This is a genomic window from Undibacterium sp. FW305-107 (genome assembly GCF_058788535.1).
This window is the reverse complement of the sequence record NZ_JBYTAV010000002.1, coordinates 108,451-129,044: the sequence shown is the minus strand read 5'-3', so window position 1 is coordinate 129,044 and position 20,594 is coordinate 108,451. Positions and strand designations below refer to the sequence as shown.

The 20,594-nt window shown below is 49.7% G+C and carries 20 protein-coding genes; 6 read left to right on the top strand and 14 right to left on the bottom strand.

The window, feature by feature from the left end:
* Both sixA and AC3WQT_RS04610 read left to right on the top strand, forming a co-directional pair.
* Positions 1-480: a phosphohistidine phosphatase SixA gene (gene sixA, locus AC3WQT_RS04615; RefSeq protein WP_492702660.1), complete on the top strand. Its 480-nt coding sequence runs from the start codon at positions 1-3 to the stop codon at positions 478-480.
* A 101-nt stretch (positions 481-581) separates the two neighbouring features.
* The gene (locus tag AC3WQT_RS04610; RefSeq protein WP_492702659.1) at positions 582-1,469 is read left to right on the top strand and encodes an EamA family transporter; all 888 of its coding nucleotides are present in this window, start codon (positions 582-584) and stop codon (positions 1,467-1,469) included.
* Positions 1,470-1,471: 2 nt separating this feature from the next.
* On the opposite strand, the gene AC3WQT_RS04605 is transcribed toward AC3WQT_RS04610, so the two are convergent.
* The 3 genes from AC3WQT_RS04605 to AC3WQT_RS04595 all read right to left on the bottom strand — a co-directional run bounded on the left by AC3WQT_RS04605 (position 1,472) and on the right by AC3WQT_RS04595 (position 3,825).
* Positions 1,472-2,338, bottom strand: a complete 867-nt coding sequence (locus AC3WQT_RS04605; protein ID WP_492702658.1) for a UDP-2,3-diacylglucosamine diphosphatase — start codon at positions 2,336-2,338, stop codon at positions 1,472-1,474.
* Between the two features lie 2 nt (positions 2,339-2,340).
* A complete protein-coding gene (locus tag AC3WQT_RS04600) occupies positions 2,341-3,105 on the bottom strand; it encodes a GNAT family N-acetyltransferase (RefSeq protein WP_492702657.1) in 765 nt (254 codons plus the stop codon).
* Positions 3,106-3,345: 240 nt separating this feature from the next.
* Positions 3,346-3,825: a hypothetical protein gene (locus AC3WQT_RS04595; protein WP_492702656.1), complete on the bottom strand. Its 480-nt coding sequence runs from the start codon at positions 3,823-3,825 to the stop codon at positions 3,346-3,348.
* Between the two features lie 194 nt (positions 3,826-4,019).
* Here AC3WQT_RS04595 and pstS point away from each other — a divergent pair, with 194 nt between their 5' ends.
* Positions 4,020-5,087, top strand: a complete 1,068-nt coding sequence (pstS, locus tag AC3WQT_RS04590; RefSeq protein WP_492702655.1) for a phosphate ABC transporter substrate-binding protein PstS — start codon at positions 4,020-4,022, stop codon at positions 5,085-5,087.
* A gap of 11 nt (positions 5,088-5,098) precedes the next feature.
* On the opposite strand, the gene AC3WQT_RS04585 is transcribed toward pstS, so the two are convergent.
* The 7 genes from AC3WQT_RS04585 to AC3WQT_RS04555 form a co-directional block, all read right to left on the bottom strand.
* A complete protein-coding gene (locus tag AC3WQT_RS04585) occupies positions 5,099-5,887 on the bottom strand; it encodes a DUF4184 family protein (RefSeq protein ID WP_492702654.1) in 789 nt (262 codons plus the stop codon).
* Positions 5,888-5,914: 27 nt separating this feature from the next.
* Positions 5,915-6,610 carry a penicillin-insensitive murein endopeptidase gene (locus AC3WQT_RS04580; protein WP_492703106.1) on the bottom strand — a complete coding sequence of 232 codons (696 nt, stop codon included), beginning with the start codon at positions 6,608-6,610 and terminating at the stop codon, positions 5,915-5,917.
* A 2-nt stretch (positions 6,611-6,612) separates the two neighbouring features.
* On the bottom strand, positions 6,613-7,251 hold the full coding sequence (locus tag AC3WQT_RS04575; protein WP_492702653.1) for a VOC family protein: 639 nt from the start codon (positions 7,249-7,251) through the stop codon (positions 6,613-6,615).
* 40 nt (positions 7,252-7,291) lie between these two features.
* Entirely contained in the window at positions 7,292-8,212 is a 921-nt protein-coding gene (locus tag AC3WQT_RS04570) for a hypothetical protein (RefSeq protein ID WP_492702652.1), read from the bottom strand.
* 100 nt (positions 8,213-8,312) lie between these two features.
* A complete protein-coding gene (locus tag AC3WQT_RS04565; RefSeq protein WP_492702651.1) occupies positions 8,313-9,548 on the bottom strand; it encodes a hypothetical protein in 1,236 nt (411 codons plus the stop codon).
* Between the two features lie 97 nt (positions 9,549-9,645).
* On the bottom strand, positions 9,646-10,950 hold the full coding sequence (locus tag AC3WQT_RS04560; RefSeq protein ID WP_492702650.1) for a c-type cytochrome: 1,305 nt from the start codon (positions 10,948-10,950) through the stop codon (positions 9,646-9,648).
* Positions 10,951-10,966: 16 nt separating this feature from the next.
* Complete coding sequence (locus AC3WQT_RS04555; protein ID WP_492702649.1) at positions 10,967-11,686, bottom strand: c-type cytochrome; 720 nt, start codon at positions 11,684-11,686, stop codon at positions 10,967-10,969.
* A gap of 467 nt (positions 11,687-12,153) precedes the next feature.
* On the opposite strand from AC3WQT_RS04555, the gene rpoD reads away from it, so the two are divergent.
* Positions 12,154-14,946, top strand: a complete 2,793-nt coding sequence (gene rpoD, locus AC3WQT_RS04550; RefSeq protein ID WP_492702648.1) for an RNA polymerase sigma factor RpoD — start codon at positions 12,154-12,156, stop codon at positions 14,944-14,946.
* Positions 14,947-15,007: 61 nt separating this feature from the next.
* On the opposite strand, the gene AC3WQT_RS04545 is transcribed toward rpoD, so the two are convergent.
* Both AC3WQT_RS04545 and pnuC read right to left on the bottom strand, forming a co-directional pair.
* The gene (locus tag AC3WQT_RS04545; RefSeq protein WP_492702647.1) at positions 15,008-15,532 is read right to left on the bottom strand and encodes an AAA family ATPase; all 525 of its coding nucleotides are present in this window, start codon (positions 15,530-15,532) and stop codon (positions 15,008-15,010) included.
* On the bottom strand, positions 15,520-16,110 hold the full coding sequence (gene pnuC, locus AC3WQT_RS04540; protein ID WP_492703104.1) for a nicotinamide riboside transporter PnuC: 591 nt from the start codon (positions 16,108-16,110) through the stop codon (positions 15,520-15,522). The genes AC3WQT_RS04545 and pnuC overlap by 13 nt, the downstream gene beginning before the upstream one ends.
* A 292-nt stretch (positions 16,111-16,402) precedes the next feature.
* On the opposite strand from pnuC, the gene AC3WQT_RS04535 reads away from it, so the two are divergent.
* Positions 16,403-16,900, top strand: a complete 498-nt coding sequence (locus AC3WQT_RS04535) for a pilin (RefSeq protein WP_492702646.1) — start codon at positions 16,403-16,405, stop codon at positions 16,898-16,900.
* 137 nt (positions 16,901-17,037) lie between these two features.
* Here the strand turns inward: AC3WQT_RS04535 and AC3WQT_RS04530 are convergent, their stop codons facing one another.
* Positions 17,038-19,311: a TonB-dependent receptor plug domain-containing protein gene (locus AC3WQT_RS04530; RefSeq protein ID WP_492702645.1), complete on the bottom strand. Its 2,274-nt coding sequence runs from the start codon at positions 19,309-19,311 to the stop codon at positions 17,038-17,040.
* Positions 19,312-19,629: 318 nt separating this feature from the next.
* Between AC3WQT_RS04530 and AC3WQT_RS04525 the strand changes: the two genes are divergently transcribed.
* Positions 19,630-19,818, top strand: coding sequence for a hypothetical protein (locus AC3WQT_RS04525; protein ID WP_492702644.1), 189 nt, complete (start codon positions 19,630-19,632; stop codon positions 19,816-19,818).
* Positions 19,819-19,838: 20 nt separating this feature from the next.
* Here AC3WQT_RS04525 and AC3WQT_RS04520 read toward each other — a convergent pair whose 3' ends face one another.
* Positions 19,839-20,594, bottom strand: coding sequence for a hypothetical protein (locus AC3WQT_RS04520; protein WP_492702643.1), 756 nt, complete (start codon positions 20,592-20,594; stop codon positions 19,839-19,841).

The following is a 20,594-nucleotide window of genomic DNA, read 5'->3' as shown; positions in this document are numbered from 1 at the left end:
ATGGATCTTATACTCTGGCGTCATGCAGAAGCAGAACCGGCAACGGCTGAACTGACTGATGAATTCAGAAAACTGACTGGCAAAGGAAACAAGCAAGCGAGCAAAATTGCTTTCTGGCTCGATAGCACGCTGCCTGAAACTTGCAGGATATTGGCCAGCCCCACCATACGTACCAGAGACACGGCTGAAGCCCTCATCGCCTGCGGCAGGAAATACAAGGTCATGCCGGAACTTGGTCCGGCAGCCACAGTCAGCGATGTGTTGAGCGCTGCCAACTGGCCAAACAGCCGTGAGCCTGTACTCATCATTGGCCACCAGCCCTACCTGGGTCAGGTAGCGGCTGAATTGCTTGGACATCCCTTGCAAGAATACAGTGTACGCAAGGGTAATGTCTGGTGGATCACACAAAAACAGCGTGAAAACGAAATCGTGCAAACCTATCTGAAGGCCATCATGTCTCCTGACCTGGTGGTTAAATAAGCGTTCCTGAAATTCATTTAGTCACAGGTAAAAATACTGGCTCTCTGCAGCAAATCCTGCTTGCTGTTAGTATGTAGGACCGTCTTTACCCACAAAGCACGATGAAACCCACGCACATCCTTGCCGCCCTGATTGCAGTTATCACCTGGGGCATCAATTTCGTAGTCATCAAAATCGGCTTGCAAGGATTGCCGCCTGTGCTGTTCACCGCATCGCGCTTTATCTTCTCTGCCTTGCCCCTGATATTTTTTGTTCCCCTTCCAAAAACATCGTGGAAGTGGGTGATTGCCTATGGCATGTTCCAGTTTGCCTTCCAGTTCACCTTACTGTTTTGCGGTATCAAGCTGGGCTTCCCTGCTGGCCTGGCATCCCTTGTCATGCAGCTGCAGGCATTTATCACCATGGGCCTGGCTGTTGTCATCATGGGTGAGAAACCACAATTCGTGCAAGTGCTGGGAGCGCTGATTGCCTTGTCCGGCATGGCGCTGGTAGCCATGCATCTGGAAGCGCAGGCAACCATCATTGGCTTCCTGCTGGTGGTCGCAGGCGCAGTGTGCTGGAGTATCGCCAATATCGTTACCAAGAAGATAGGTGTGGTTAACCCCCTGTCCATGGTGGTGTGGGGTTCAGCCATTGCCAGCCCGCCTTTGCTGTTGGCGTCATATATGATGGAAGGCATGGACGCCTGGCAAGCTGCGTATACGCAATTGAATTGGACTTCAATCGGAGCGATCGCTTACCAGTCTTACCCGAATACCATAGTCGGTTTTGGTATCTGGTCATGGCTGATGCGCAAATATCCAGCAGCCACGATAGCGCCGTTCACCTTGCTGGTGCCGGTGGTCGGCATGTTGACAGCTTCTATCGTATTGAACGAGACTTTATTCTGGTGGAAAATCTGCGCTGGTCTGCTGGTGCTCGGTGGCCTGGCTTGCAACCAGTTTGGTTTGCGTATCTGGTCGTGGTTCAAACCGGCAGCAGCCACCTGAACTTAGCCAGCAACTGTCTCCAGTTCAGACTCTTCCGCATGGGTATCTGCCACTGCATCTGCCACATGCTCCGGGTGGCAGATGTCATGCCAGGTCACCAGCCTGAGTTCACCCTTGGCATCTTCCACCAGGGCCGACAAGCTCTCTACCCAGTCACCATCATTGCAATACAGGATACCGCCTATATCGCGGATTTCTGGCTTATGGATATGACCGCAGATAATGCCATCCAGGCCTTTGCGTCGTGCTTCGTCCGCCAGAGCATCTTCAAACTGCGTGATATAGCTGACTGCGTTCTTGACCTTTTGCTTCAGGTATTGTGACAGCGACCAGTAAGGCATGCCAGCGCGGGCGCGCCAGTTATTAAAGATCTGATTGAATTTCAGGATCATGGTGTACAGACTGTCGCCGACATAGGCCAGCCATTTTGCACAGGCGATGACGCCATCAAACCTGTCGCCATGCAAGACCAGCATACGCTTGCCTGCAGCTGTCGTATGCACGAGTTCATCCCTGATCTTGATGCCACCAAAATCGAGGTCAATGAACTGACGTATCGATTCATCATGATTGCCAGGCACGAAAATGACGTTCGTACCTTTCTTGGCTTTTTTCAAGACAGTCTGCACTACGTTATTATGGGTCTGGTCCCAGTACCAGCGGCGCTTGAGTTGCCAGCCGTCGATGATGTCACCAACCAGGTACAGCGTATCTGAATCGGTGGCACGCAAGAATTCCAGCAACTTTGCCGCCTGGCAGCCGCTCGTTCCTAGATGCAAATCTGAAATCCAGATAGTGCGGAAACGCTGAGTTTCTTTCTTACCGGTTTTATACAATTTGCTATTCAAGAACTGATCGGCTGGTTTCATGATTATTGCTCCCCTGTGCCGTAATGGCGTGCGTAACGGTCATCCAGATTCGCCAGTGGCAACATGACGAATAAATCAGCGCTATGGAAATCAGGGTCCCAGGCAGGATCACCGCACACCCAGGCACCAGCACGCAGATAACCTTTCAACAGCGGTGGAATGCGCGCCTCAGTCGAGTTGCTATCAATTTCATCGAGCGGGAAAGGCGTGTGAGGCGTAACGCGGTATTCAAGCGGAGAAAAATCTGCGGCAGACAAACCACGGTATATCGCAGCGGCATTCTGGCCACCATCAGTCAGGCTGATACTGGCGCAGCCGATAAGGTGCGAGCAGCGCTCACGGCGCATATAGGCGGCCAGTCCAGCCCACAGCAACATGATGACAGCACCACTGCGATAATCAGGGTGGATGCAGGCACGGCCTGCTTCTGCCACGCTATTACGTATATGTTGCAAGCGGGACAGGTCGAATTCTGTTTCAGAATAATAGCGGCCCAGCTGGCGGGCTGCATTTGGCCCCAGTATGCGGTAGGTGCCTACCACTTTCAGGGTCTTGGAGTCGCGTACGATCAGGTGATCGCAGTGTTCATCAAATTCATCTTTATCCAGGCCATCTGGATTGGACAAAGCCGACAAGCCCATGCTTTCTATAAATACTTTATAGCGCAGGCGTTGCACTTCTTTGACTTCTTTTGCCGTAGTAGCAAGGCTCAGATTAAGCTTGGAAAAACTGGGATTAGCATCGGCGGGTATCGTGAGTAATCGCATTCATCGTCCTTGTCATGTTGTTCGTTGATCCGACGAACGAAGAATAATCAAGGATTACTTCAGCAAGATGACAGTACGATGTCGGTTTTATGACAAGTCAAAAAAAACAACAATCCCCGTCTGGCATATGTCAGGCGGGGATTGCACAGGTGAAACCGGATAAATGCGCGGCAAAAACAGTGACGAGGCTCTTTTCAGAGCGCCATTTCCCTGCATGCACTGCATTTCAGAAAAATTGAATTATTTCTCTTTCTTTGGCCTGCCCGCCTTCAGCGGTGCCAGACCAGCGATCAATTTTTTCAAGGCAGGCACATCAGTCTTGCTCAACAGGGCAACGCCAATACGCAACAACTGACTTTTCTTGACTTCGACGCCAGCTTTCAGGCAAGCTTTTTTGACCGCACCCAAAGCTGCGTATTCGCTTTCCGGCATGGTGAAACTATCACGCACGAGCTTGGCTTTTTTGACCTTTTCTGCTACGACCTCTACCAGAGGTTTGACTTCCACAACCTTGGCGGCAGGTTTGGCACGCGCCGGGGCTTTGACAGGCGCTTTAGCAGGAATTTTTTCAGCTGCTTTGGCTTCTACAGCAGGCTTGCTGATTGCTTTTTTCTTGACAGCCACAACAGTGGACTTAACAGGAGATTTTTTAAGGGCCACGACTTTTTTCTCTGCACCTGCTACTACAGTACTTACTTTTTTCGTTGCTGCGGTTACCATTCCAGCCTCCAAATTAGAAAACATGTAAACAATATAAACAATTTATTGTTGATATGCAAGGAAGAAGCATAGCCATTAGAAATGACAGGCTCATTACGGAAAAATGATCTTTCAGGAGAAATTTCTCATGACATGAGATAATCCGCGCCATTTCGCATCACCAGTTTCCTCGCTCTCCAGCTTTATCTTTTATCATGATTACACGCAACTCTTTACTCTTCCCACTGGCTTTACTCCTTTCTCCCCTTGCTGTTCTTACTAATGCTCATGCCGAAATTCAAGGCTCAGGCTCTTCCGCAGCAGCGCCCCTGTATCAGAAATGGGCAGATGCTTATAGCAAAAATGGTGGTACGACCATTACCTATCAAGCCAGCGGCTCATCTGCAGGCATCAAGAAAATAAAGGAAAACAGCGTAGAATTTGGTGCCAGTGACGCAGCCCTTAGCCAGGCAGACCTTAAGAAAGACAAATTAATACAGTTTCCCTCTGCCATTTCTGGTGTGGTGCCTGTCATTAACTTACCTGGCATCAAGTCCGCTGAATTGCGCCTGACCGGCGAAATCCTGGCAGGTATTTTCTCTGGTGACATCACGCTCTGGAATGACGCAGCAATCACCGCGCTCAATCCCGGCCTGCGTTTGCCGAATAAAAATATCGAGGTCATCGTACGCCAGGATGGTTCGGGCACGACCTATAATTTTTCTGACTACCTGAGCAAGGTCAGCAAAAAATGGCAAACGAAGTACGGCAGAAACTTTATCATTCCATGGAACAGCCACAGCCATTTGATCCAGGTCAAAGGCAGCAGCAATATTGCTGGCTCACTCAAAAAAACACCGTATGCCATCAGTTATATCGACTTTAATTATGTAAGCCAGGAAAAAATTGACTATGCCCTGCTGCAAAATCGGGATGGCAAATTCATTGCGCCGTCTGCAGAAGCATTTTCTTCCGCGCTGTCAAACAGCAGCTGGAAAACCGATGCCAATTTTGAAGAAATGCTGACTGATAAAGCAGGTCAAAAAACCTGGCCTATCACCATGGGTACTTTTATCGTCATGCAACAGCGTGCGAAGGACGCACAACAAACCACCGCCGCCATGAAATTTTTCACCTGGGCCTTTATGCGCGGTGATCGTTACGTCAACAGCGTGGATTTTGTGCGACTGCCAGACAGCCTGCAAGCCAGGATATTCAAGGAAATGACGACCGTCACAGATAAAAAAGGGGAAGTCCTGAACTGGAATTTGAATCCCATGTAAAGGCTAAGGATTCAGTCTTGTATTGTGGGTGCTGTCCTGGCCCTGGCAATGAGCAAGGCAGCAATGGTCAGCAGCACGGCAAAGCAACTGGTTGAACACAGGGCCAGGCGAAAGACGAAAGCTTCTTTCGCCAGACTGCCATTTGCCATACCTGACATGCCAAAGGCCAGTGGCAAGGCCAGCAAGAATGCGGTCAGTGCAGTGCTGGCAAGTAAAATATAACGCCACTGATCACTCTCTTTGGGCTCCAGTATGACGATATGTGGCAATTTCTTCAGCCATCGCACATAACAATAAGCCAGTCCTGCTACTCCCACCAGCGTACTTAAGTGTTGCAGCACATGAAAAACGCGGGTATGAACACCTGCCACTTCTACCGGTAAGCGCAACATATCAAAGTAAGCGACAGCAAAACCACTCGCATGGGTAAATGCATCCCAGACTATATGGGTTATAGCCCCCAGTATCAACGCCAGAGAAATCCAGATAAACTGCGCACCAGACAAATTCCGGGACAGCGAGACATGTGCCTGTAGTGCCTGTCTTTGTATCTGCGGCAGCAGGTAGATGAAGTGGGCTTGCATCAGGCGCAAGAACATGAACACGCCCCACCCCAAAGGCAGACACACCAGTAGCAAACCCAGCCATTGATGGGCCAGCGTGGCCAGGTCAAAAGCAAATACATAGTAACCAAGATCCGGTGCAACACTGCCTATAACCAAAGGCATCAGATTGAAACGCTGTGGTGCAAGACGGCGCAGAGGAAGTATGGCGAAGGGATGGGCAAAGGTCCAGGGCATGATCAGGTAAACTCAGGTCGTCAGGTATTAAGCCGAATTCTTTTTACAGGGCAAATCAAAATCAACATGATAATGCTCATCATGCCTGACCCAGGCGTTTCCCTTCATAAATTTTAAATGTGTTTGCAAATACGGTCCGCGCGCCGTGGCAAATAATTTTTCCTGATACGGTGGGTCAATAATCACCAGTGCCAGTCCCCTTCCCCTGGCTTTTGCGGCAAGGTCAAGCTGATATAAATGCTCAGCCAAAGCAGCAAAATCTATGCGATAGTCACCAAAGCGGCCCTGCGCATCAAAGTCAATATCATAGCCATACTTGTTATCCATATTTCCAGGCAAAGGCCGTGACATACCCTTGGCGTCAATCACTGGCATCATGAAATCGACTGACAAACCATTTTTATGGGTGCGGTGAGGCCGCATGGGGCCGCCTTTTTTCCAGCCAGTTTCGCCATATACAAAGACTTTATCACTGGCAGCTTGCTCAAGTTGTCGATAGGCTTGCGTAATAATATCTGCAACAGTGGAATGCACATAAGTTCGTCCCAGACTTACGCCCAGTGCGCTATAAGCAGAAAAGTTAGTACCAGTCGCTGGCAGGTTGACACCAGCCTCCAGCCGCCCATTGGATACTGTTCCATAGCAGATGCTTTCTCTCGCTTGCGCAGGGCTGGCCAATGCAACAACCAGACAAGGCAGCCAGCGGCAGGTCAGGCTGAGCATGTTCAAGACAAAATCCGCAATCCTAGTGGTGTCATGATGTGGGCAATTAATTGCGGAAGCTGCCCAGCTGACAGCTGCTTGACTGTGATGCTGCCTTGCATGTTCAAGTCCTGCATCAGTTGGGAAATTCTGGTTGCGTCCGGATGCAGCAATTCCAGTTCAAGCAGACTCATGCCCTGATCCAGCATGCCTGTTGCGGGATGTGCTGCAGTTTGCCATTCAATCAAGGCGGGCGCAATGCCATCCAAAGGCAAAGAGCCATCTTGCGGTATCGTGATCTGCCAGTGGTTACTGCCACGGCTCATGGGTTCTATGCTACCCAGATTTTCCCGCGTCTGGCTTGTTGCCGTTTGTATGTCCGTTGTGCGTGCAACCCAGTTCGACAAGCGAGGCTTGCTATCCTGCATCAAAGTATCAAGCGCAAACCAGCGTGGCCGCCCTGGTTTGACTGCATCAGGGTTGACCGCAATAATTTCCAGAAATAATGCAGGCCCCAGACGTACAAACATATTGTGCGTACCCATGCGCACATGCTCGCCCCCTGGTTGTGGTTCTACACCCAATAGTGCTTTGACATAGGCTGCACCTGATGCAAGATCAGGGGCAGTTATCGTGATGTGATCGAGATCGCAATGTAACAAATCAGATTCCTCATTTCTCCAGGACGATCAGATCAGACTCTTATTTTGCTTCACCTGGCTTGGCTGGCTCTGTGATCGTGACTGGCACAGTATTTACTACTGGCAGTGCATTTCTCCAGTTTTCTGGTGTGCACATCTCCCATTTTGTATTTGGTACATAAAACAATGCAGCCTGTTTATGGGACAAGAAATGGAAGGACGGTTGCTGTATCGCTTTCACTGCTCCGTCAGCAATAAAATATTCAACAGAAAAACGTGGGTAAGCCATGACCAGACCACCAACTGCAAAAGAAACGTCTTCTGGTTTAATGATCTCAGCCACCCTGTCTTCGCTGGTACCGGTAGTGACATCCAGCAGACGTAATCTGGTTTTTTCAAACAGTTCACGCTCAGCCATGGATTCGCGTGCGCTGTTTAGTTTGCGCAAAATGCCAAATGGATTGGTACCGATATCCACCAGAGAACCGATTTGCGACAAAGAAGGATTATTGACCACTTCAACGATACTGCGCCATGTTGATTTGCCTGAGAACTGCAGGTTGACAGCAGTACTTGGTTGGCTGGCAGCCAGCAAACCTTCTACCCAGGCATTGGCATCTTTGGCCCAATGGTATTTGATGGCTGAGGTATAGCCACGGCAGCTATAAAATGCCAGGGCGTCTTGCTTGGAAACTGTACCTGTGAGTTTATTGTCGACAAACACCACGCCACCGACATCACCATCTGTCATCGCTACATAGGCAATATTGCGCCCCTGAGCATCTTTCATCTCAAAGCGCTCCATGGCTGATTCAGCGGGCACTGTGGTTATCACATAACGGGCATCTGATTTCTGGTCAACTGCCAGACTCTTGATGGGACCAGCAGTTTTACTGGGCTGATCTATATTATTGGCGGCAAGGGCAGGGTAAGAAAGGCTCAGCGCAAGTGCTGGCAGTAAGGCGAGTGTAGTCGATCGCATATGATGAAAAAGATTTATAAAGTAACAATCTTAACTGAAATTGCTTCTTTATAGCATTTTTCATCCTCTAACAACAAGGATTGAGCCCTGCTCCTATCCTTTATATGACGATCACTTCAACAATTACCGTCAACTCGGGAAAGTCATCACGCTGAACGCGGACATGATAAATACCAGGCTGCGCAGGTGCAGTATAAGCGCCAAGTATGTCTATCGTGCCGGCATTGGCTTCGACCAAAGACCAGGTGGTAGGCTGGCGTATATAGTAAATGCCTGGCGGATAGTTAATCCCCGCAGAAAAGAAATACTGGGATCCGGCTTTTAAGCTGACGCTCTTGGCTTCGACATTCAGATAAGGCGTAAACACCGGGGATGATGCACTACCTACCGTGATTGTGGCTGTGGCACTCAGCGCCGGAAAATCTTCTCTTTGCACCGTAACGTGATAAATCCCAGGTTTATCCGGTGCTGTATATTCGCCATTGGACGTGATACTGCCGCCATTGCTTTCCTGGACTGACCATTTCACAGGCTGGCGGATGTAACGCACATTTGGTGGGTAATTGGTGGCGGCAGCAAAACTCAGTTTGCCATTGGTCGCGACAGTTGCGCTCATCGGCATGAGTTCCAGTGTCGGTTTGAAGCTCAGATCTGGGTTATCCAGCGGCAGCCCGACGGCGGCAGCTTTCGCCAGCAAATCCAGCATCTGGCTTTGCTGAGCTGCGCTCATTTTTGCTTTCAGGCTATCCAGCAATTTGTCTTGCGCATCACCGGCACTGGCATTGGCTGCGGTTGCCGCCTTCAAGGGCGTGCTGTAAAAGTCGCCAAGTTTGCTGAGATCGACGTAGCCAAGCAAAGCCAGGCTGACATCAGTTTGCGCCTGTTTGATGGTACTGGCGGTCACCGCTTTTTCTATCGCCGCAGCATCGGGATTTGTGAATACGGCACTCATGTCACCGTGCATCAGGCGGGTCGACAACATGTCAGTCAGAGGTGTCAGATTGATGATGCCCGCATTGATTGCAATCGCATGCATTTTTTTACCATCAGCCGGATTACTGACTTGCAGCACACATGGCAGGACACCACTCGCCACCGTCAAGCTGTAACTGCCATCTGATGCTGACGTGGTGGTGCCACTTCCAGTGCGACATTTGGCATTGACAGGGGCGCCGGATAACGCCAATCCTGTTGCTGCCGTACCGGACAATGCAAGTCCGTTCACTGACGTCACTACATCAGAGTTCACACTGGTGCTCGTGCCACCACCACACGCCGCCAACAAAACTGTCAAAAAACAGGAAGTCAAGCCAAAGGCAGATTTCAATTCACTCACCGCAAATCTTTTTTAGTTGTGGCAAGTGTAAAAGCTGCTGAAGCACAAGTGTGTTTAAAAATGTATGTGAATTGTCATCAAATTGTAATTTGCAAACTTATTCCATGGCTGCAGTACGATAGCGATTGACTTCTGCCGAGGTCAGCGTGTCAGCTTTATTGCCCCAGGCATTGCGCACATAGCTGAGTACCAGGGCAACTTCTGTGTCATTGAGCGTATGGGCAAACGGTGGCATGCCATAGGGACGGGGATTATCTTTGGTGACAGGAGGGAAGCCGCCAGACAAAACCATGCGTACCGGATTTGACAAGGCGTGACCGAGCAGGCCAGGGTTCGCCTTCAGCGCAGGATAAATATTTGCCACACCTTCACCCAGTGCGCCATGGCAGTCCATGCAATGGGTTTTATACAATGCGCCACCCTGCTTCATGACTGCATCCATGCGTTCTGCACTTAGTTCCGGCCCAGCCATTAGCTTGTCGAGCGTGTCTTTTTCTGCGACCTGCACGGTAGGTATCGCCTGCAGATAGCTGACCATGGCCTTGATATCCGCGTCCGATAAATGCTGGGTGCTGCCCGCCACCACTTCTGCCATGGGGCCGGATACGGCAGTATGTCGATTGACACCTGATTTCAACAAGGCGATTAACTCTTGTGGCGACCATTTTGCCAGGCTGACTTCCTGGCTATTCGTCAGCGCCGGTGCATACCAGCTCGTCAATTCACCGCCAGATAAGTCATTGACACCAGCATTCGCCCCCAGGCTATTGCGGCTGCTATGACAGGCGCTGCAATGCCCCAGGCCGTTGACCAGGTAAGCACCGCGATTCCATTCTACAGACTTGCTTTTATCTGCCTGATAGCTGGCAGGACGGAAATAAGCAGCACGCCAGAATGCCAGCAAAGCCCGCTTGTCATAGGGGAAGCGCAATTCATGTGCCTGATTTTGCTTTTCCACCTTGGGTAAAGACATCAGGTAGGCATACATGGCGTCGGCATCAGCGCGCGACACCTGAGTGTAATTAGTGTACGGAAAAGATGGATACAGCAAACTGCCATCTCTGGATTTGCCATTGTGCAAGGCTTGCCAGAAATCTTCAGCAGTCCAGCTGCCTATACCTGTTTTTGTATCAGGCGTGATATTCGGTGTATTGAAATTACCAAAATCGGTTTGCAATAGGCGGCCACCAGCAAATGCAGCTTCGCCCCGCGCCGTATGGCAACCCATGCAATTACCGGCTTTCACCAGATATTCGCCTTTGCTGATTTGGTCTGCTGCGGACAAGCTGCTGGCGCTTACCTTTGAAGTACTTTTATCATCGACCAGATAATAGCCAAAACCTGCTACGGCAACGCTGCACGCCAGCAAAAGCAGCAAAGCGGACAAGAGGATTTTTTTCATAGATTTGTTATAAAAATTATTGGGACAGACTGCCGCACTTCATTGGCAATAGTCCGTACTCCGTTGCTTTCAACACTGGCGCTGTGCTATCGCTGGGCACAGTCTGTGCCGCCAACCAGCTTGATACAGCGGCAAGATCTGCAGGTTTGAGCTTGCTGGCAATTTGCTGCATGCAGTCTGGCGCATGCGCCTTGCGGCTACCAGTTTGCCAGGCACCCAGTTGCGCAATCAGGTAGTCACGTGGCAAACCCACCAGACCAGGCATGAAGGGCGCCAGACCCGTCATGCTCTTGCCGTGGCAAGAAACACAGGCGGGTAAATTACGTGATTTGTCACCCTGCATAACCAGTTGCCTGCCCTGCTCCAGCGAAGTGGCATTCGCTTCACTGGCTTGCGGCGCGGAATAAGGTGGGTGCAGGCTGGCAAAATAGTCAGCAATTTCTTTCAGATAAGCATCTGACATATGCGCAACCATATGACGCATGGCAGGATAGGCACGTTTGCCCTCCCTGAAATTAAGTAGCTGGTTATATAAATAACCGGCTGGCTTACCTGCAATACGAGGGTAAAAACCGTCAGTGCCTGCCCTGCCCTCGGCACCATGACAGGCGGTACAGGCTTTCAGCCTTTGTTCCAAAGTATCGGGCACTCTTTGAGCTGGCTGCGCAACGGCGATTAGCGGCAAGCCAAATAAGACATAGAGCAGGCCGGATTTCAAACAGGAAGTAAAGTGCATGGCGACAAAACAAATGATGGCACAAAGACGCTAGCTTAACAGTTTGTCCAATTTCTTTAAGCTGAACAGCCAATCTTCTGATTTACATCAAACATTGCCAAGTAGATCATCCATTGAAGTTTCAAGCAAAAATGCTACAAAATCAGGCAAAGTTGGCATAATTGCGTCGTATGGCTAGTTTGTCTGAACACAGGTTTCAATACCCATTCAGCAGCCAGATGAATTTTTCTGCAAAAGAAAGCAAAGTCTTGCTTGTCAAGAATGGCTAAGCCGAGGATAATTCTGCCCTTTCGTCTCTTTTGAGGCCCAGATTCAGCAAGATGACCTGGCCCGCTTTTACCAGCGGGCTTTTTTATCCGCGCCGCGCCTGCCGTTGATCTGTAGATGATGATCGCCAGCAGCTTTTTCGCCCTTGCTATTGCCTAACACCATTGACAAGCATTTGTTGTCGTATTCGAATTTGTTACATGAAAAACAGCTTAACTGACTCAAACACTTCTCCTACAACAAAAACAGGCTCAACGCTGACATTAGGTAAAAAACCGCAACTGCAACTGAACCGTCCCGCGCTCAGCGTAGCGCGCACGGCCACAGTACAAACTGTACAGATGGTGGTCCCCGTATCGAACCCTATGGATTCGATCGAGGAAGCACCGACACTGGTTACAACGCCAGTGACGGTGATTACCAAGCGCCGTTCCAGATTACAGGCTGCGATGGCCGATGGCAGCGATACGTCTGATGAAACTACGTCCGCAGAAGCGGGATCAGTGGCAACTGATAGCGACGAAAGTAGCAATACTGACATGTCTGCTGCTATTGCTGTCATAGCTGACAAAACAGCCGATGTTGCCGACTCTACGGCAAATATGGCAGAGAGCGTTCAAAGGACAGAAGCCACTGACAGCATCACTGATGCAGAGGTAGCCAAGCCACGTGTAGTCGTCATCCGTAAAACAGGCCCCAAACTGGCTAAAAAACTATTGCTGGCAGACCAGCCTACGGCAGCCGCACCTGTTGTCATCAAGCGCGAGGCACGCATAGGCTCAGGCAAACTGGCACCACCAGCACCGGTAGTCACGCTCAAGCCGTTAGCTCCTGCCAGCCCTGCTGCAACTACAAGTGCATCTGCCGCCGTCACACACGTTGTCACACCCGTTTCCATGCCTCTTGCTGCTACTATTGCCACCGCTGCACCCGCTGCGGCCGTCACCAGCATCAAGGACATAGACACATCGGCCTATGTCTTGCCAGCGATGCGCGAGCCAGCCAAGCGTGGCCGCAAGTCTTCTGAATTTCATTTTGAAAATGATGAAATCCAGGCTTTAAATGCAGCAGAATCCGCAGAGATGAAGCGCGCAGCACGTGTCAAGGCCAAGAAACCGACACCAGCCAATGCGGCAAGCCAGGAAGCGCAACTGGAGCAATACCGCAAGCAGCTGACCAAGCTGATCAATCTGGGCAAGGACCGCAGTTACCTGACCCATGCCGAGATCAATGATCACCTGCCTGACGATGTTGCTGACGCTGAGATGATACAAGGCGTCATCAGCACCCTCAACGACATGGGGATTGCCGTCTATGACGCAGCTCCTGACGCCGCCATGATGCTGCTGACCGACAACGTCGCCAATAACGTCACTGAAGACGAAGCAGAAGCTGCAGCCGCCGCCGCACTGGCGACTGTTGATTCAGACTTTGGCCGCACCACTGACCCGGTACGCATGTATATGCGTGAAATGGGTGGCGTGGAATTGTTGACACGTTCAGGCGAAATCGAAATTGCCAAGCGTATTGAAGATGGTTTGAAAGACATGGTACAGGCGATTTCTGCCTGCCCAGGTACGATACAAGAAATGCTGGCGATTGCCGACAAGATTTCCAAAGATGAAATCCGTGTGGATGACATCATTGATGGCTTGCTGGACCCGGATGCAACTGATACTCCGGCAATAGAACTCAGCGACAACGACGATCTTGACGATCTGGATGACGACGATGATGCAGTAGCAGAAAATGCCAGCGGCATCAGCGACGAACAATTGCAGCACATGAAAAATGTGGTCCTGCAAAAATTTGCAATTGTCGCCATGCGCTTTGAACAAATGCAGGCTGCCCGCGCCACGGATGGCTATAAATCCCCTGCTTACCAACAGGCGCAGATTGCCATCACACGTGAACTGCAAGGCATGCGTTTCAGCGTCAAGACCGCAGAAAAACTGTGCGACTCTTTGCGCAAGCAAATGAAGACGCTGCGCCAGACTGAAAAGCAGATGCTGGAATTAATGGTCAATAAATGCGGCATGCCACGTGCCTATTTTGTTGAGCATTTCCGCCAGAATGCGACCAATCCAGAATGGTTGAACAAGGAAGTGAATGGCACCTCCAGCTATGCCGCCATCCTGGGCCGCAATATCCATGCTGCCCGTGAATTGCAGCAAAAACTGATCGACCTGGAACACAATGTCTGCCTGCCTTTGTTTGATCTGCGTGAAATCAACAAACAAATGGTGGCTGGTGAAAAACGTTCCAGCGAAGCCAAAGCAGCCATGACCGAGGCCAATTTGCGCCTGGTCATTTCCATCGCCAAGAAATATGTGAACCGTGGCCTGCAATTCCTGGACCTGATCCAGGAAGGTAACATCGGTTTGCTCAAGGCCGTGGATAAATTTGAATACCGCCGTGGCTATAAATTCTCTACCTACGCCACCTGGTGGATCAGGCAAGCGATTGCCCGCGCGATTGCCGATCAGGCACGCACTATCCGCGTGCCGGTGCACATGATTGAAACCATCAACAAGATGAACCGCGTGCGCCGCCAGCTCTTGCAAACCACAGGCCTGGAGCCAGAACCGGCAGCGATTGCCGAGAAAATGGGCCTGCCAGAAGGCAAGGTAAGGGAAATCCTGAAGATTGCTAAAGAGCCCGTCTCGCTCGACGTGCCTATCGGTGACGACGGCGATTCACAACTGGGCGACTTCATCGAAGACAGCATGACCTTGTCACCGATGGCAGCAGCGATGCAGGCGTCTGTACAAGAGAAACTGAAAGAAGCACTGGATTCTTTAAGCCCACGTGAAGCCAAAGTCTTGCGCATGCGCTTTGGCCTGGAAACCAGTACCGAATTCACGCTGGAAGAAGTAGGTAAACAATTTGAAGTCACGCGCGAACGTATACGCCAGATTGAATCCAAGGCCATGAAAAAACTGCGGCACCCTGCCCGCGCTGATCATCTGAAGAGCCTGATGGAAAGTAACTAAGCCTGTTCCAGGCCTCAAAAAAAGCACTGCCTCCGTAAGGTTGCAGTGCTTTTTTATTGAATTAACTCAACAGGAAAGACAGGGCAAACTGCACCTGTTCAAGTCTGGACTGGTTACTGCCTTCAACCAACAGGAAAGGGATTTCCCGTTCATCCAGCACATCCAGTACTTCCTGGTGCACGCGATCACGCACATAGGCAGATTCACGTTGCAGACCATCAGGTTGCCAGGGGAAGTCTGGTGCAGTGACTATGCAAAAATCATATTGATGCGACAGCTCCAATTCAGCCAATTCTGCATCTGGCTCACCAAAATAATGGCGGCTATATATCGCTGTCATGATGGGGCCGGTATCACAAAATAGCCATTGCTTAGCCCGTGTAGCCAGTTCAGTTTCACGTTGCACCTGTGTCCTGGCAATGAGAATTTGCTCCTCAGCCTTTGGAACGCGCTGATTTTGCTCAACAAATTCACGCAAATATTCTGGCACCCAGACGGTTTGGTAATGCTTGGCCAAAGCCTCGGCCAGTATGGATTTGCCAGAAGATTCCGCTCCCAATATAACGACACGGTTTACTGAGGACATGTTTTGCTCCAGGCACGCAGGCCTATGATGGCCATAATGATAAAAATTGCATACAGCAGTGCTGTCAGCATCAAACCCTTGTACACATACAGGCCAACATACAGGATATCGACAATGATCCAGACATGCCAGTTTTCCAGTTTTTTACGACTGAGCAAAACCTGCCCCAGCAAACTGCCTGCCGTCAGAAAACCATCAGCATAGGGTACGTCGGTATCAGTATATGTTTTAAGGAACCAGGCCAGCAAAGCAAAAACCAGTAAAGCCGTCCCTAAAGAATTCCATCTGCCACGCGTATCCAGACGCGTGACTTGCAAGCGTTCGTGCTCATCATCGCCACGCAGCCAGTTGATCCAGCCCCATACAGATACGACGATAAAGACAAACTGCAAACCCATGTCCCCATATAACCTTGCATCAAAAAACACCGCTGCATACAAGCCAGATGAAAGGATGGAAAACAGCCAGGCCCAGTGCAGCTGCCTTATATTCAGGGCGACGGTGATGACAGACAGGGCAAAGGAAACCAGCTCCAGCAGGCTGGTTGCGAAACCGAATAAGGGGATAGGATCATTCATCATGCAAAAGATTATTGGCAGGGCTTACGCAAAACCGCCCCAGCTGCGTTGCAGCGCCTAGTCGTACTAAAGTACTGTCTTCGTCGTTGACGCCTTGCTGGGACAATTTTGCGTAAGCCCTAATTAGCTTGTTCGCATTATCAACGATAGTGCTACTTGTGTCATAGCATATTGCGTCACATGACCTTGGCAATCGGGCGGCAAGTACAATGTCGTGATATTTAGATTGTGATAAGCAAGGCTTATCCGCTATATTTCTAAAAACTCACGAAAACAAGAGAAAATCAGCTTTATGAAAAAATACTCAGGCTTTACCGTGCTGGAAATGATGATAGTAGTAGGCATCATTGCCATTTTGGCAGCCATGGCCGTCCCATCTTATATGTTCAAGATAGTCAGGGAACAGTTGGAAATTGGCATACAGTTTGCCGATATTGCAAAGAAACCAGTGGCAGCCTCATGGCAGACAGAAAAGAAATTTCCTGTCGATAATCTTGCAGCCGGCTTGCCGGTTGCTGACAAAATCGTCAGCAACCTGGTCAGCTCCGTAGATATACAAGACGGTGCAATCAATATCACCTTTGGCAATAACGCCCACGGCGTACTGAAAGGCAAAGTCCTGACCTTGCGCCCTGCAGTCGTTGAAGATGCGCCTATCGTGCCGGTGGCCTGGGTGTGTGCCACGGGTACGCCACCAGAAAAAATGACGGTCAAGGGAATAGACAGGACAACAGTGCCAGCCGGTAATTTGCCTTCTTACTGTCGCCCCAAGCTGGAGAGCAAAAAATAAACAGGCCCGGGTTTTATAAAATCCAGGGTACGAAATACCCAAATACACAAAAACAAGCAGGGGCACTTTCAGTAATGAAGTGCCCCTGCTTGTTTACAGCTTATTTTTTACAGTTTATTTTTTAAACCTTATTATTTTCAGAACTTATGCTCAAACATGACGCGGGCAGTCACTGTAGTTGGTGTGACATTAGTTTGGATCACTGAGCCAGTACTGCCTGTATAAGTGCCTACATTGATATTATCCTGATGCAGAGTATTACCCAAAGACACGCGCAAATTGGTTTTCTGGTCAAATTTCCACAAAGCGTATACATCAAGCACACGCTTTGGCACGGAATAAGAACTCTGTGTCGCAGAAATATTCACCGGACCACCACTCTGGAAGCTGGCATTACCACCAATAGTCAAAGGAATTTTATCCATCTTGTAATCTACACCCAGATTGGCACTGACAGGTGTTTGTGAATCAAGGCGATTATTCGGCCCAGGTACATTATCCAGACTTGACCAGTTGAAAGAGAGGTTCGCCCTGAAATCTATCGCTGGTGCACCCTCCATCATGGCACGCAAAGGGAACTTGGCTTCCAGTTCTATGCCCCTGGTGGTTGCCTGACCATCGTTGACCGGCATACTCACATAAGTGCCATCCGCTTCCTGCAGCAACTTGGTGCGTGTAATGTCGTCGATCTTGCGCAGGAAAACACTGGCGCTCAGCATGCCACCACCTGGCAGATAATGTTCATACGCAAGATCCAGTCCCCAGGCCAGTTCAGGCTTGAGATTAGGATTGCCCATGCTATCAGGGCTGTTGGGGTTCTTGTTATCGTTCGAGATGAAGCGACGTGGTATCAGTCGATTGGTATCCGGTGCTTTATAGGTACGGGTAATACCCAGTCTGATCTGGTCGTTCTTGCTGTCTGGCAGTTTATACAAAGTTTGCAGTATCGGGCTCCAGACACTGGATTTATTGTGGACCTCGTTAAAAGTGCTGCCGCTGCTGCGGGTATCCAGACCTTCCCAACGCAAACCACCATAGACTGACCATTGTTTCGTCACATTCCACTCGTCCTGAGCGAACACAGCCAGGCGGGTTACATCGGCATTAAAGGTTTCATCAAGATTATTCGCCCGCAAAGTACTACCAACAAAATTGACATTATCATTTTGCGTGCGTGTTTCATTGCGCTTGCTATATGCGCCATCCCAGCCAAACACAAAGGAATGATCCTGAACGAATGGCGCGCTATATTTGCCACTCATGGTCAAACCTTTGTCGGTCGCGCCTGAATTGGTTTTGCGATCAAGTATCTGCGCATTACTCGGGCCATAGCCCCACAATTCAACATCAGAATTGCGCTTGTTGTAGTTCACACCCAATTTGACATCCAGCTTGGCACTATCGGCCAGCTTGTGTATCCAGTTCAAATTAGTGCGGAACATGGAGAAATCCGAGTGCACCTTTTGCAGGTCGCTCACATAAATCGGCAAGACGTCTTTTACCCGAAGAGGAAATGGCAAGTCACCCAGTATCGTGGTCGTCCTCGCTTCACTGAAATAGCCGTCAAAGCGATTCGCGTTGACAAAGCTCTGCGTAGTCAGGGTGTCGCCGTTTTCAAAATTCCAATTCACTCTGGGTGAAAATCCCAGGTTATTGAAAGTACCCCAACCCAGGCTATCGGTATGCGTTTTGACATAAGGCTTGCCACTCACATCGGTGCGAACTTCATCAGAATACGAAGGACGCTCATATTGTCCGTGGTTCAGATTACCTGAGAGGGAATACGACATGCGGCCAGCTTTATCTGAAATCTGGTAATTAACGTTTTCGCCATACTTGCCGCCATCTTCAAACAAACCCAGCTTGAGTTCCTTTTGCGCAGTTTGCACAGTCTTTTTCAACACGATATTAATGGTGCCTGCAATCGATTGAGTGCTGAGGTCTGCAGTCGCAGCGCGGATCACTTCTATGCGCTCGATCAGATCAGGGGAAAGAGAATCCAGCGAAAAGCCAGGAGGGCTGGGTTCGCCGTTCAGCATAATCTGGGTATAACCGGCACCCAGGCCACGCATACGGATATCACCGCCACGGCCCTGTACACCACCAATAGTCACGCCTGGCAAGCGTTTGAGTACTTCGCTGACGGTGGTGTCACCATAGCGCACGATGTCTTCCTGCGTGACGACGATCTTGGTCGCAGTATCCTGACGGCGCTCGTCATAAGCGCGCGCGCCCTGCACCTCCACTTTTTGCATCTTTGGTTCCAGGGTTTTGACATCTGCTTTTTCAGTAGATTCGGCCTTGGGTGGGGTTGCTGGAGTTGCAGTTTGTGCAAAAGAGGATTGGCTAAAAGCTGCCATGATGGCCAGGGACAAAAGAGTCGGGCGCAAGGTCATACTGTTGGTTTGCATATAGATATTATTGTGGCAATAGTCGTGAAGAACAAACCTAAGACCATACCACATGGCATCAAGTTCCGCGACGCAGCAATTCTTTAGTCAAATCTTTGCTTGCTTGTATGCCTGCAAAGAATTTCCGAAAAGCAATCAACGTCAATTCTTACAAATTATTTTTTGAAACATCAGCAACAGAGTTTTACACTAAAGATGTCAACGCAATAGCCCTGTCAAACATTAAGTCCAGAGCAGAATTCATTTATTTCCATTGGCAAAATGATACTCAATGAGTTCTGGTACAAATAGTACGAACAGTACAAACAGGAGTACATCATGCGAAGAAACATCATTGCCATCGCCAGCATCCTTGTTGGCATGCTGAGTTTATCCGGTTGTGTAGTGGCACCGGCACATAACGGCTATGGGTACGGATATGGATCCAGTGTCTATGTCAGCCCTCCTCCGATTATTATCCGGAGCGGACCATACTGGGGTGGTGGCAGGCATTGGCGTCGCTGGTAAGACGCCGGGAACTGCAAGCTTCACTCAAAGACTGGCGCAATAGCTACAGGTGGCTGTTGTGCCAGCACTTGTCCTTTTTCTGAAGTGTCTGCAAAACGCAGGGTCACCGTTTTATAGGCTTTGTTGTTTTCGTCGGGGAAGGCGCCATTCTCTTGCCATGCAAGTGCATGTAATTGCATATCGGCACCTCTAAATTTGATCCCTGATTGGGTCAGATTTTTCAGATACGAAAATCTCACACCTACACAGGATTTGGCACTGGTTTTAACATCTCCCACGCTTTTCAAATAAGCCTGTGCCTGCTCACACGCCAGACGCAATTCAGCAATTTCGTAAATGCCGTCAGCCCTGGCAACGATGGATATACGACTTTGAAAACTGATTTGCCCTGACGCCTGGTTCAAGACCAGTTCAGCATTCTCATCATAAGCTGATTTCAGCAAAGGAAGATTGGTACGGCCCACTACATCCAGGGGCAGACTAAGCCGCATGCTTTTGCTGACAAGATGCAATTGCAGAGTATCTGGTAAAGGATTACCGTTCTTACTGGATATCTGAAAATGGTTTTGGATCAGATGCTTAGGTTTGCCATATTTCTCAAACTGTATCATCAATCGATACGCATTCCGGTAGCTGATCCATTCAGTATCCGCCTGGCTTTCCAATACCTGTGCCGCTGCTGGCTTCGTGGCTGGCGTTGCGCTATTTATTTGCGCAAAAACCTGCACTGAAGCTAACTGCATCAGGACAAAAATGGAGGCGTACTTATTGATCAT